Origin of the sequence: Arthrobacter crystallopoietes (assembly GCF_002849715.1) — a bacterium.
Lineage (GTDB): Bacteria > Actinomycetota > Actinomycetes > Actinomycetales > Micrococcaceae > Crystallibacter > Crystallibacter crystallopoietes.
The window spans coordinates 2,351,084-2,364,057 of the sequence record NZ_CP018863.1 but is presented as its reverse complement, the minus strand read 5'-3'; the positions used below and the strand labels follow the sequence as shown (position 1 = coordinate 2,364,057).

The window sequence follows — 12,974 nt, the reverse complement described above, 5'->3', positions numbered from 1 at the left end:
AGGCGTGGTTGAATTAAAAGATGAGTGGCGAAAGGCAGGCGGCAAAATGAGCGAGCGCACAGCGATGGCTGACGTCTCTGCGGACCCGGCCGCGACCTCGGCCTCGGCCCAGACGCCAGCCGCAGCGGCACCGGCCACGAGACTGGCCGCGCCGCCAGTCGGCGCGGCCGGTTTGCAGGGGCGGGTGCTCGAACAGCTCGGCATGGCAATCTGCGGGGGAAGCCTGCACCCGGGCGAGGTACTGCGCAGCGACGCGCTGGAAGAGCGCTACCACGTCTCCCGGTCGGTGATCCGGGAGGCACTGAGCATCCTCGGTTCCATGGGCCTGGTCGAATCACGGCGCCGGGTGGGCGTGACCATCCAGCCTGCCACGGCCTGGAACCTCTACGACCCGCTGGTCATCCGCTGGCGCCTGGCCACCAATGGGCGGCTGAAGCAGTTGCGCTCCCTCACCGAACTGCGCAGCGCCGTCGAACCCCAGGCCGCGCTGCTCGCCGCGCAACGCGCGCCGCTGTCGGGCGCCTCCGACCTGGTGGGTCTGGCCGCCAAGATGTGGGCCGCAGGTCAGGCCGGCGACTCCGAGGAGTTCCTGGCCCTGGACATCGAGTTCCACCGGCTGGTGCTGCAGAGTTCGGGCAATGAGATGTTCGCCAAACTCGATTCGCTGGTCGCGGAGGTGCTCTCCGGCCGGACCCAGTACGGGCTGATGCCGCACCATCCCAGCGACGAGGCCCTGCAACTGCATGCCGACGTCGCCAGCGCCATCCAGCGCCGCAAGCCGGATGAGGCACACGCGGCCATGCTGCACATCATGCAGCAGGCCATCGAGGAAATGAGCAGCCTCTGGGCGCAGGAACATCCCGGCGAGCCGCTGCCGGCCGAGTAAGGGCGTCAGACCCAGGCGGTCGCCTGGGCCGTCGCCCGACCGGCCCTCGCCGGGCCCAAAAAAGCAGCCCCTCCCGGGCGGGAAGGGCTGCTCAACTTGATAGTGCTGACGCCTACTGGACGAACTCGTCCCCCGAGGCGCACTCCACCTGGCCGCTGCCGGAGTTCGTGACAACGCTCTGGCCGTCCATGATGACTTCGCAGGTCACGGTGCCGCCTTCGGACGTGACAGTGACAGCACCAAACGGGAGACCGGTGAAGGAAATCTCCTCATCCCAGTCCCCTTCGATCTGCTCTTCCACCGGCTGGACGCCGTCGAAGTACATCACGGTCGCAGGTCCCTCCGAGGTCACCTTGTACTGCACGGTGTGTTCACCCACCGCCTGCTGGAAGAACATGGCGATGATCGCGGTGATGACGATGGCTGCGATCACGCCGAGCGCGCCGAGGACAATGCCCGTGATAGACATGCCCTTCCGCTGCTTTTTGACCAGCGCGATGATGCCGAAAACGATCGCCAGCGGGCCAAGGATGAAGCTGAGGAAACCGATGCCGGGGATCACACCGAGCACCAGGGCCACGATGCCGAGCACCAAGGCCGTAATGGCCAGGCCCTTCTTCTCCTGCATAGGTGCCTGGTAGCCGTAGCCGCCCTGGTCCGGGTACTGGCCGTACGGCGAGTTCTGCTGCGGCGCCTGGCCGTACGGCTGGTTAGACGGGTAGTTGGCCGCGGACTCGCCTGCGCCTTCCTGCGGCTGGTTCGACGGATTTTCGGGAGACTGGTTCGACAAGGATTCCCCTGGGCTCGATGCGGGTGATATGGAAGCAGCATCGACCGCCGCCCCCTTCGGCGAGTCTAACCGAACCCAGGTAAGTCCTCGATGGGGAGTTCTATCCGGCCTCCCTCAGGTTGCCAGGTGCGTCGGGGCGAACATCTTGAGCAGCGTCTCAACAACGACGACGTTGGGACCGTCCGCCGCGAAGCTGTCCTCGAGGGCCTGGCGGACATTCCCGGGCTCCACCCGGCGTGCCGGAACCCCGAAGGCTTCGGCCAGCTTCACGAAGTCCGGCCGCGCGAGCTCGGTGGCGGTGGCCTGCCCGAAGGCGTCCTCCATGTATTCGCGCAGGATGCCGTAGCCGCCGTCGTCGACAATCAGCCAGGTGACCGGGAGATTGTGCTGCTTGGCAGTGGCCAGCTCGCTGATGGAATACATGGCGGAGCCGTCGCCCGAAACGGCCAGCACGCGCGCCGGCAGTCCCTTGCTGGCCAGCCCGACCGAGCCGCCGATGGCCCCGGGGAAGCCGAAGCCCAACCCGCCCGCGCCCTGCGCCGAGTGGAACTGGCCCTCGCGCGAATCCCAGCAGCTCCACGCCCAGTAGGCGGAAATTGTCATGTCCCAGAACGTCTGCATGCCATCCGGAACCGCCTCGCGGATGTCGGCCATGAACTGCCGCTCCTTGGCCAGATCCTGGGCATCAAGCCGGGCCTGCACATTGGCCAGGGTTTCCTTCACCAGCTGTTCCGGGGACTTGCCGTGCCAGTCCGGCGAGAATACGGGCTCCGACTGCGGCCGGGCTGCGGCGATCAGCGCTTCGTCCAAGGCCTGCAGGGCCTGGCCCGCGTCGGCCCGGATCCCCAAAGCGGGCCGGTTGGATTCGAGTACCCGGGGCTCGGCGTCGATCTGGATGATCCTGCCGCGCGGTTCGAAGGTGAAGTAGTTGCTGGTCACCTCGCCCAGCGAGGACCCGACCACCACCAGCACGTCGGCGTCCTCCAGGACATCGGTGACGTAGCGGTCTTCCACCCAGGACTGCAGCGAGAGTTCATGCTGCCACGGGAAGGCTCCGTTGCCGCCAGGCGAACAGACCACGGGGGCACGCAGCTTTTCCGCAATGGAGCGCAGCCTCGGTTCGGCCCTGCCCCGGCGCACGCCGCCGCCGGCGATGATGGCGGGGCGTTCGGCGGAAGCGAGCCACTTCACCGCTTCCTTCACCAGCTCGGTCCGCGGCGGGTTGTCGAAGGCTTCGGCGAGCGCGTCCTCGACAGGCGGGACCATGATCGGATCCAGCAGGACGTTCTGCGGCACTTCCACCCAGACCGGACCCTGGGGCGAAGAAATGGCCTCGGTCCAGGCGTCCTGGATGGCGGACGGAATGCCGGACGCGTGCTGGATCAGCCGCTGGCTCTTGGTGACATTGGCGGCGGAGGCCTTCTGGTCATCGAGCTGGTGCAGCATGCCCTTGCGCCGGGCGCCGAGCCCTTCGAGCGGAATCTGGCTGGCTACCACCACCATCGGCACCCCGGTGGCGTAGGCTTCCTGCAATCCGGCCAGCGAGGTCAGCGCACCCGGTCCGGTGGAGAGGAAGAGCACGCCGACGTCGCCGGTAGCGCGGGAGAAGCCGTCCGCGGCGAAGGCGGAGTTGTTCTCCACCCGGGAAGACACAAAGTGCAGGTTGGACCGGCTCAGGGCATCGAAAAGCCCGAGCGCGTGCTGGCCGGGGATGCCGAACACGGTGGTGGCGCCGAGGGCGCTCAGGGTTTCGACGACAAGGTCCCCGCCGTTGCGGGCCGCGACGATTGTTCCGCCCGTGCCGGCACCGCCCGTGCTGGATGCCGTCATGATCAGGCGCCTTCCCCGCCGCGCAGGGCGTTGGCGGCCAGCGGATCACCGTGCGGCGGCGTCTCGCCCTGCGCCCCGGCGCCGCGCCGGTCCACTCCCCCGCGCGCAACGGAAGCGTCGCGCCCAACGGAAGCGCCGCCGTCGTTGTTCTGGCTGTCCGAAGCATTCGCGGCCATCAGGGTCAACAGATCATAGGCCACATGGCTGGCGGCGACGCCGGTGATTTCGGCATGATCGTACGCCGGCGACACTTCCACCACGTCGGCGCCGATGAGGTTCATGCCGCGGAAGCCGCGGATAATCTCCAGCAGTTCCCGGCTGGTCATGCCGCCGGCCTCGGGCGTTCCGGTGCCGGGTGCGTGCGCCGGATCCAGCACGTCGATATCGACCGAGATGTAGAGCGGGCGGTCGCCGATCCGGTCGCGCAGCTTGGCCACCACTTCGCGGACGCCCTGGTAGTAGACGTCGGAACTGGTTACGATGCCGAAGCCGAACCGGTGGTCATCGTCCAGGTCCTTCTTGCCGTAAAGCGGGCCGCGGGTGCCCACGTGCGAGATGGCCTCGGTGTCCAGGATGCCCTCCTCCACCGCGCGGCGGAACGGGGTGCCGTGCGTATACTCGGCGCCAAAGTAGGTGTCCCAGGTGTCCAGGTGCGCGTCGAAGTGCAGCATGGCCACCGGCTGGCCGGCACGCTCGGCGGCGGCGCGCAGCAGCGGCAAGGCGATGGTGTGGTCACCGCCGAGCGTGATGAGCTTGGTGCCGCTTTCGGTCAGGTCCAGGGCGTTCTGCTGGATGGTCTCGATCGCCTCGTTGATGTTGAACGGGTTGACCGCCATATCCCCGGCGTCCGCGGCCTGCAGGCTCTCGAACGGGCTCACGTCCCAGGCCGGGTTGTAAGGGCGCAGCAGCCGCGAGGCTTCACGGACATGGTTGGCGCCGAAGCGTGCCCCCGGGCGGTAGGAAACCCCGGAATCAAAGGGAACACCGACGACGGCGACATCGGCCCGGGCAACCTGGTCCAGCCGCGGGAGGCGGGCGTAGGTGGCGGCGCCGGCAAAGCGCGGGATCCGGGACGAATCGATGGGGCCGAGCTTGCCGTTGGCCTCGACGCGGAGTTCTTCCATGTGGTCTCTCCTGAGAAAAAGTTGCCCAATAAGCATCAAGTGTTTTGAAATAGGCTAATTGTGGTCAGCGTCTCAGTCAAGGCCGACGGACCTCTGGCCAACCCGAAAAGGGGCGTGCATCCTTCGAACAACGCGACGATGACGTGAAGGTGGCATCGACCTGCAGCAGGAGTAGCCGCAGGCCCTCGGCCGGCAGGATTACCGCGCGGCGGCCGGGACCAGAGTCCAGGTAACGATGGCCTGCTCGTCCGTCTCATTGATCCAGCTGTGCGGCTCACGGCCGGAAAAGGAGATGGTGTCGCCCGCATTGAGTTCGTAGCGTTCGGACGTGAAGATCAGCGTGATACGTCCGGCGATGACATGCAGTACGTCCACTTCGCAGTCAACGGAGTACAGCTCGGATTCGCCCCGCCCGCGGGGCTCGATGACCGCCCGGATGATCTGGAGGCGGCGCTCATGCCGCGCGGTCAGCAGCTCTTCCTTGATGCCTTGGCCACCAAGACTGATCCGCGGCCCCTCCCCTGCGCGGGACAAATGCGTTTCCGGCATCAGGAACAAGTCGCCGATGGAAATTCCCAGCACCTGGCACAACGTCACCAGCGAAGCTACCGACGGCGAGGTGAGGTCCCGCTCGACCCGGCTCAGGAAGCCCTTGGTCAATCCGGTGGAGTCCGCAACCTGCTCAATGGTCATGCGCTGTTCCTGCCGTGCCGCGCGGATGCGGGATCCGATCGCTACCGGGGCATTGCTGGGCTCGACAGGCAGTGCTTTCACTGAGCAACTCTTTCTCGCGGCCGGAGAGGGTTACTCCCCTGGGTCTTCGAAATATCTTGACGTGTCGGGCACATCACAATTAGCCTAGCACTCAACACTTGTTGCCTAACAGGCAATTTCTTCATTTCCTGCTTCCAGGAGCTTCTTCCCATGGATGGACAATTCATCAACGTCATTATTGTGGTCGCTTACTTGGCCGCAATGCTGCTTTTCGGCTGGTGGGGCAAGTCCCGCACCAAGAACAATAGCGATTATCTCGTGGCCGGCCGTCGACTCGGCGGGCTGCTTTACACAGGCACCATGGCTGCCGTCGTTCTTGGCGGTGCCTCCACCGTCGGCGGCGTTGGCCTTGGCTACACGTTCGGGTTGTCCGGCATGTGGCTGGTGGTGGCCATCGGCACCGGCGTGCTGCTGCTGAGCCTGCTCTTCGCGCCTACCTTGCAGAAACTGAAAATCTACACGGTGGCCCAGATGCTGACCCTGCGGTACGGCGTCAGCGCCACCAAGGTCTCCGGCATCGTCATGCTGGCCTACACCCTGATGCTGTGCGCCACGTCGACGGGTGCCTACGCGACCATCCTGGTGGTGCTCTTCGGCTGGGAGCGGTGGCTGGCCATCACGGTCGGCGGCGCCATTGTGCTGATCTACTCCACCATCGGCGGCATGTGGTCCATCACGCTGGCGGACATGGCGCAGTTCGTCATCAAGACCATCGGCGTCTTCCTGCTCATGCTGCCGTTCACCTGGAACGCCGCCGGCGGACTCGGCGGGATCCGCGAGCGCGTGGACGCTTCCTTCTTCGACATCGGCGGCATCGGCGCGCAGACCATCATCACCTACTTCGTGGTCTACACCCTGGGCCTGCTGATCGGACAGGACATCTGGCAGCGCGTATTCACCGCGCGGACTCCGGGGGTTGCCCGCTGGGGCGGCGCGACCGCCGGTATTTACTGCATCTTCTACGGTGCGGCGGGCGCCTTGATCGGTATGGCAGCCGCCGTCGTCATTCCGGGTCTGGAGAACCAGGACGACGTCTATGCGGACGTCGCGATGAACCTGCTGCCCATCGGCATCGGCGGCATTGTGCTCGCCGCCGCCGTGGCCGCAATGATGTCCACCGCCTCCGGTACGCTGATCGCCGCCGCCACCGTGGCCAAGGCTGACGTGGTGCCCTTTGTCCGCTCCTGGTTCGGTAAGCCGGCCCACCACGAACACGGCGAAAACCCGGAGCACGATGTGCAGGGCAGCCGCTGGTACGTCCTCGGCCTGGGCGTCCTGGCGATTGTGCTGGCCATCCTGGTCCAGGACGTGGTCGCCGCGCTGACCATCGCCTATGACATCCTGGTCGGCGGATTGCTCATCGCCATCCTCGGCGGCCTGGTGTGGAAGCGCGGAACCGGTCTCGGGGCCGCGGCGTCCATGGCCGCCGGCAGCGTGGTCACCCTGACCACCATGATCATCCTCGAGGTCAACGCGGAAAACCAGTACGACGGCATCTATGCCAACGAGCCGATCTACTACGGGCTGATCGCTTCGCTGGTCGCCTACATAGTGGTATCCCTGGCCACCAAGCCGACCGACCCGGCCGTGCGCGAGGCCTGGGACCTGCGGGTAGCCGGCGCCATCGCGGAAGAAGTTCCGGTGGAAGGCCCGGAAGAGGCCCACAGCCGCTGACCCGCGCTGTTCCCGCTGAGCCTGTTGATCCTGCTGAGCTTGTTGTTCCTGCCCGCCGGCTAGCCGCCCACGGGCAGGAACAACACCGTGTAGATGCCCAGCGCCCCCAGGACGAAAACGCTGGCGGAAGTAAAAAGGACACCAACGACGTCGGCATGGACTGTTTCACTGGCAATGCCGCGGACAGCGCGGTGGTACCGGATTTTCTGGGTGAGGTTGATGGCCAGGGCCGTCACCAGCGTGACGGCTACGAGGATCCCGGCGAACCAGCCGTGGTGCGGCATCCAGCGCAGGAAAATCGCGGCGGCAACCACCATGGCCATGGTGGTCCGGCCCCAGGCGAGCGACGTGCGCTCGGGCTGGAGGCCGGCGTCGTTATGTTCGGGTGCGGGACCGCGGCGCAGTGCCATGATCAGAGGGGCCGAAGGACAACGAAAACCACCAGGATCGCGGCGACCACTGCCCCGCCGACGGCCAGGATGGGCGCGATCAGCGGCAAGGGCAGCGGGGTCTTGTGCCGCATGGCCCGCTCCACGTTCAGCCACCGGAAGAAGGCGCCGGCACCGATCACCATAGCCAGGACCAGCAGCAGGATGGCCACGGTCTTGCGGACCTCGGTGATGAACAGTTCGGTGGTGAACGCCTCGACGGCGATGCCGCCAGCCAGCAGTGCCAGCGAAGTGCGGATCCAGGCCAGGAAGGTGCGCTCGTTGGCCAGGGTGAAACGCGGGTCCGGTTCGGTGCCTCCGCGCAGCAGCCGGGTGGAGAACTTGTTGCGCCCGGGTGCAGGATCCGGGGTAGGAGATGCCGAGGTAGCCACGGCTCCATCCTAACGGCGGCCTGTGTCCATCCCGGCATCCCGGCTCCCCCATGACATTCCCGTGCCCCATCGCCTCAACGCCTGCCTGTGTGCCGTCTAACGCCCCGCCACAGGAAGCTTCGGGACCTGCCACGGTATGATGGAGGCTGCGAAGGGGAGTAGCTCCACCGCCTGTCGGGGAATTTCCGGTTTCCGGGAAGTCCTGCGATGGAACGGCGTGGAGGCCTGTCGACATACTGGCCAGCACGATTGGCCCGGCAGTCCACCTGATCCTGCATAATAAGGCAGGCTTCGGGCGAGCGAGACCTTCGGTCAGTTTGCCGTATAACTGACCGGAGCCATCCCGTCTCCGGTCCATGATCAGGAGCAGAGCCAGCATGAGCCCTTCCCGCGAAGGACCCACCCAATCCAGCCAGGCCCCGCCGTCGAGCCGGGACATCAGACTCTGGCGCCGATATCTGGCGGACGAACGCGCCGAGGCGGCCATCTACCGTGACTTGGCCCGCCGCCGCGACGGCGAAGAACGTGCCATCCTGCTGGAACTCGCCGAAGCCGAAGGCCGGCACGAACAGCACTGGCGCGACCTACTCGGCGAGCACGCGGACCGGCCGACACGCCCATCCTTCCGGCGCAGCCTGCTGCGCACCATGGCCCGGTGGTTCGGCTCGGTCTTTGTCATGGCGCTGGCGCAGCGTGCCGAGGGCCGCTCCCCCTACAGCTCCGAACCGGCCGCCACGAATGCGATGGCCGCCGACGAACTGATCCACGAAGAGGTGATCCGCGGCCTCGCAACCCGCGGCCGGGCACGGCTGTCCGGCAACTTCCGCGCCGCGGTCTTCGGCGCCAATGACGGACTGGTCTCGAACCTCGCCCTGATCATGGGCATCGGTGCCACCGGAGTTTCCAGCGGCTTCATCCTGTTCAGCGGCATCGCCGGCCTGTTGGCCGGGGCGCTTTCCATGGGTGCCGGCGAGTACGTTTCCGTGCGTTCCCAGCGTGAACTGCTCAGCGCGACAAAGCCCACCCAGATCACGTTGACGGCGGCTCCGGACCTGGATCTGAAAGCGAATGAACTGGTGCTGGTTTACCGGGCCCGCGGCATGACTCTCGAAGCGGCCGAGCACCGGGCCGCGGAACGGATGGGCTATCTGGACTGCGACTGTGATCCCAGTCTGTCCCTGCACCCGGGGGTTGAGGAGGTCGAGTACCAGGAGATCGGGACCGGCTGGAATGCCGCCCTCTCCAGCTTCCTGTTCTTCTCCAGCGGTGCGCTCGTTCCGATCCTGCCGTACATCTTCGGCCTGCAGGGCCTGCCGGCCATACTCGTCTCGCTGGTCCTGGTTGGCCTGGCACTGCTCGTGACCGGCGGAATCGTCGGCCTGCTCTCCGGAGCTTCGCCCTTCAAACGGGCGATGCGGCAGTTGGGCATCGGCTTCGGCGCAGCCCTGGCAACTTACCTCCTGGGCCTGCTGTTCGGCACCGGAGTCGCCTGACGCTGGTGCGCCTCTGCCGGCGGGGGCTACGCCAGTCAGGGAGCTACGGATGCGTGAGCTCAACCGCGGCTTCTACCGAATCGACCAGGTGGATGGCGTCTTCCATCGCCCGTCCGCGGGCCAGCGACTGCAGCAGCGGCCAGACGGGAAGCTCGTCGGTCCAGTACGAGGCGCCCACCAGGATCATCGGCGAGAGTTTCTCCGGCGTCGCATAGTAGTTTTCGCACGCGTCCTGGAAGATCTCCTGCACGGTTCCGCCGGCGCCGGGCAGGAAGACGATGCCGCCGTTGCACCGCTCCAGCAGCACGGCCTCGCGGATGGCATTGGCGAAGTACTTGGCTATGTGCGTGGCGAAGAGATTCGGCGGTTCGTGCCCGTAATGCCAGGTCGGAATGCCAAGATTTACGACGCCGGCGGGGTGCTGCTCGAGGACCCGCGCCGCCGCCCTGGCCCAGGCCGTAACGGAGGGGCGGAAGGAAGGCACTTCGGCCAGCGAGGCCAGTGCCTGGACGAAAGCGCTGTCCTCCGCCGATGACAGGTAGGCCCCGAGGTTGGCGGCTTCCATCGCGCCCGGGCCGCCACCGGTCGCCACCGCGCACCCCGCCTTCGCGAGCTGCCTGCCCAGGCGGGCGGCGTCGTCGTACGTCTTGCTTCCCCGCTCCGCAGCATGCCCGCCCATCACGCCCACCAGTTTCCGGCCATTGAAGCCCGGACCGTCGAACAACGCATCCATGGCGTCGCCGACGGCGTGGTCGTGCAGGCTGGCCGCGAGGGTGGCGTCGAGGTTCACGCGGGCAGCCGGCTGCGTGGACCAGGCGTAGATGATTGCATCCGGCGTTGCCTCGTACTCCGCGGTGGCCAGGCCGTCGAACAGCTCGGCGGGCGTATAGACGGCGGCCCGGTAGGCATCGAACGGGATGCCCGGCAGGATCGGGAACAGCAGCGCGCCGCGGGCACGCAGCCACTCCTCCATACCGGGCTCGAAGTCGCAGCCGAGGAAGATCGCGCCGGAGGGATCCAGGTCCCGCAGCACGCCGCTCCGCTCCCGCAGGTCCACGGACTGGAAGTGCCAGCCGCTCAGGGACTGTCCGGCCCCGGCCCGCAGCGTCTTCGCGCCCTCCGCTACGAGCTGGTCGAACTGCTCAAGCGTCTCGATCTCGAGGACACGCGGCTCTTTGTGCAGTGCAGGTGATGCGCCCATGGGGCAAGCTTAGCCACGGGACGGCGGCTGGGACTGCCGACCGGACAGTTAGCCCTATAGGCGGCCGTGGTCCAGCCATCGTCCAGTCATGTTCCAGCCGTGGTTCAGCGTCGGCTGGGCTCGACCTGCCGGGCCGCCTCGCCGTCGTCGTCGGCTGTGATCAGTACGTTGCCCTCCGCGAGCGCCTCCGGCATCACATCCGGCTCCAGCGAAGTGGCCAGCGGCTTTTCCTTGATGAACAGGCACAGCACGGCGGCAGCCAGGGCCAGCGGGAACATGAAGGCGAACAGCGGCATCAGCGCCTCGTTGTAGGACTCGACGATCTGCGTCTGGATGGCCTCGGGCAGCCCGTGGACCATTTCCGGGGTCAGCGAGTTGCCGCCACCGGTGGCGGCAACGGCATCAGCCGGCAGCCGTTCGGTCAGGAAGTCCACCAGCCGCGAGGCGAAGAGACTACCAACGACGGCGGATCCGAGCGTGGCGCCGATCTGGCGGAAAAAGTTGTTGGCCGCCGTCGCCGTCCCCACCTGCCGCGCGGGGAACGAGTTCTGCACAATGAGCACGAGGATCTGCATGTTCAGGCCCAGCCCCAGGCCCAGCAGGCCAAGGTTCAGGCAGATATGCCAAACGGCGGTATCGGCGTGGACGAGCCCCATGAGCACCAGTGCGACCGCCAGGATGGCCGAACCGACGATGGGCATCCACTTGTACCGGCCGGTCTTGGACACCAGCGAGCCCGAGATGACGGAGGCCACCAGGAGCGCACCCATCATCGGGATCATCAGCAGGCCGGCCTCGGTTGCGGTGGCCCCGGTAGCCATCTGCAGGTAGGTAGGCATGTAGCCGATGGCGCCGAACATCGCCACCGAAACCAGCAGGCCCGAGATGGTGGTCAGGTTGAAGTTGAGGTCCCGGAAGAGCTCCATGGGGATGATCGGCTCCGCGGTGCGGCGCTCCACCAGAACAAAGAGGAACGCGGCCAGCACCGTGGCAACGATCAGGGAGATGATGACCGGATCGGACCAGTCATAGGTGCTGCCGCCCCAACTGCTGACCAGCACCAGTCCGGTGGTGGCGGCGGCCATGAGCAGGATGCCCCAGATGTCGAGTTTGGGCCGGCTGGTCTTGGCCGGAGTCTTGAGGAAGAAGATCGCGCCCAGCAGGGCCAGCACAGCAACCGGCACGTTGAACCAGAAGGTCCAGCGCCAGCCCGGGCCTTCCGTCAGCCAGCCGCCGATCAGCGGGCCTACTACGGAGGAAAAGGCGAAAACGCCGCCCATCCAGCCCATGTACTTGCCGCGTTCGCGGGCTGGTACCACGTCGGCAATGATGGCCTGCGAAAGGATCATCAGGCCACCGCCGCCCAAGCCCTGGACGATGCGGGCGGCAATGAGCCAGGTCATATCGAGGGCCAGCGCGCCGATGACGGATCCGGCCAGGAAGACGAGGATCGCCCCGATGAGCAGGGATTTGCGGCCGATCAGATCGCCGAGCTTGCCGTAGATCGGCATCATGATGGTGGAGGCAAGGATGTAGCCGGTAATCACCCACAGCATCAGGTTGGCGCCGTTGAGTTCGCCGACGATGGTTGGCAAGGCTGTGCCCAGGATGGTCTGGTTCAGGGCGGCAAGCAGCATGGCCATCACCAGGGCCACAAAGACCAGCGCCAGTTTGCCGTGCTGCGCGCCGCTTTCGACAGTTGCGGGTTTGCTCACAGAAGTTCCTTCAGGATGTTGCGCATCAGTTCCATGCCCTGATCGAGGGCTTCGGACTGCGATTCGCGGGTCGGATGGGACATGGTTTTTTGGATGGCAAAGCGGAGCCCGGCTCCGGCCACGAGGACCAGCATCTTGGCGACGTCCTCTACGTTGTAGCCGGCCGGGGCGGCAGCCCACCTGCTCGACGGGGCGAGCCTTTCGGCCACGGCATCGGTGACGAGCTGCTCCACCTTGACGATGTATTGGAACCGGCGGTGCATCAGCTGCGGATATTTGCAGATGACCTCGCGGCATCGGTTGCCGTTCTCGTCGGCGCTGCCGTGGATGGTCCGGGTGACGGCGTGCATCAAATGGCTCACGCTTGCCAGCAGGTCCCCGTCAACGTCGAACTCCGCCAGCATGGACTCATCGACGAAAGGCTCCTGCAGGCCAAGGACGGCATCTTCCTTGGAGGCGAAGTAGTTGAAAAAGGTGCGGGGGGAAACGCCGGCGTCCGCTGCCACCGCGTCCACCGTCACGCATTCCAGGCCTTTGTCCAAGGCCGTACCGGATGCAGACAGGTGCAGTGCCGCCCAGGTCTCGGCGCGCTTGCGGTCCCGCAGGGAAAGTAGTTGACTCACCGAACCATTATTGCAGTCACTGCAAAAATACACAACTGCAAAGT

General features: G+C 66.2%; 12 protein-coding genes. 3 read left to right on the top strand and 9 right to left on the bottom strand.

Going from position 1 to position 12,974, the window contains the following annotated elements:
• Positions 1 to 46 precede the first annotated feature (46 nt).
• Positions 47 to 886: a FadR/GntR family transcriptional regulator gene (locus tag AC20117_RS11040; RefSeq protein ID WP_236777509.1), complete on the top strand. Its 840-nt coding sequence runs from the start codon at positions 47 to 49 to the stop codon at positions 884 to 886.
• A 112-nt stretch (positions 887 to 998) separates the two neighbouring features.
• On the opposite strand, the gene AC20117_RS11035 is transcribed toward AC20117_RS11040, so the two are convergent.
• The 4 genes from AC20117_RS11035 to AC20117_RS11020 all read right to left on the bottom strand — a co-directional run bounded on the left by AC20117_RS11035 (position 999) and on the right by AC20117_RS11020 (position 5,404).
• Positions 999 to 1,676, bottom strand: coding sequence for a DUF4190 domain-containing protein (locus AC20117_RS11035; RefSeq protein WP_074699689.1), 678 nt, complete (start codon positions 1,674 to 1,676; stop codon positions 999 to 1,001).
• Positions 1,677 to 1,790: 114 nt separating this feature from the next.
• A complete protein-coding gene (locus AC20117_RS11030; protein WP_074699690.1) occupies positions 1,791 to 3,506 on the bottom strand; it encodes a thiamine pyrophosphate-binding protein in 1,716 nt (571 codons plus the stop codon).
• 2 nt (positions 3,507 to 3,508) lie between these two features.
• Positions 3,509 to 4,630, bottom strand: a complete 1,122-nt coding sequence (gene speB, locus AC20117_RS11025; RefSeq protein ID WP_074699691.1) for an agmatinase — start codon at positions 4,628 to 4,630, stop codon at positions 3,509 to 3,511.
• A 198-nt stretch (positions 4,631 to 4,828) separates the two neighbouring features.
• Complete coding sequence (locus AC20117_RS11020) at positions 4,829 to 5,404, bottom strand: helix-turn-helix domain-containing protein (protein WP_074699692.1); 576 nt, start codon at positions 5,402 to 5,404, stop codon at positions 4,829 to 4,831.
• Between the two features lie 150 nt (positions 5,405 to 5,554).
• Here AC20117_RS11020 and AC20117_RS11015 point away from each other — a divergent pair, with 150 nt between their 5' ends.
• Positions 5,555 to 7,078 (top strand): sodium:solute symporter family protein, encoded by a 1,524-nt coding sequence (locus AC20117_RS11015; RefSeq protein WP_074699693.1) that lies wholly within the window; start codon positions 5,555 to 5,557, stop codon positions 7,076 to 7,078.
• 59 nt (positions 7,079 to 7,137) lie between these two features.
• Here AC20117_RS11015 and AC20117_RS11010 read toward each other — a convergent pair whose 3' ends face one another.
• Both AC20117_RS11010 and AC20117_RS11005 read right to left on the bottom strand, forming a co-directional pair.
• On the bottom strand, positions 7,138 to 7,488 hold the full coding sequence (locus tag AC20117_RS11010; RefSeq protein ID WP_074699694.1) for a DUF202 domain-containing protein: 351 nt from the start codon (positions 7,486 to 7,488) through the stop codon (positions 7,138 to 7,140).
• Between the two features lie 2 nt (positions 7,489 to 7,490).
• A complete protein-coding gene (locus AC20117_RS11005; RefSeq protein ID WP_074699695.1) occupies positions 7,491 to 7,898 on the bottom strand; it encodes a YidH family protein in 408 nt (135 codons plus the stop codon).
• Positions 7,899 to 8,275: 377 nt separating this feature from the next.
• Between AC20117_RS11005 and AC20117_RS11000 the strand changes: the two genes are divergently transcribed.
• A complete protein-coding gene (locus tag AC20117_RS11000) occupies positions 8,276 to 9,391 on the top strand; it encodes a VIT1/CCC1 transporter family protein (RefSeq protein WP_074699696.1) in 1,116 nt (371 codons plus the stop codon).
• Positions 9,392 to 9,434: 43 nt separating this feature from the next.
• On the opposite strand, the gene AC20117_RS10995 is transcribed toward AC20117_RS11000, so the two are convergent.
• From AC20117_RS10995 to AC20117_RS10985, 3 genes are all read right to left on the bottom strand, one after another.
• Positions 9,435 to 10,592, bottom strand: coding sequence for an LOG family protein (locus AC20117_RS10995; protein ID WP_074699697.1), 1,158 nt, complete (start codon positions 10,590 to 10,592; stop codon positions 9,435 to 9,437).
• A 104-nt stretch (positions 10,593 to 10,696) separates the two neighbouring features.
• Positions 10,697 to 12,307 (bottom strand): MDR family MFS transporter, encoded by a 1,611-nt coding sequence (locus AC20117_RS10990; protein ID WP_236777508.1) that lies wholly within the window; start codon positions 12,305 to 12,307, stop codon positions 10,697 to 10,699.
• Complete coding sequence (locus AC20117_RS10985; protein ID WP_074699698.1) at positions 12,304 to 12,930, bottom strand: TetR/AcrR family transcriptional regulator; 627 nt, start codon at positions 12,928 to 12,930, stop codon at positions 12,304 to 12,306. Before AC20117_RS10985 ends, AC20117_RS10990 begins: the two co-directional genes overlap by 4 nt.
• Between the last annotated feature and the right edge of the window lie 44 nt (positions 12,931 to 12,974).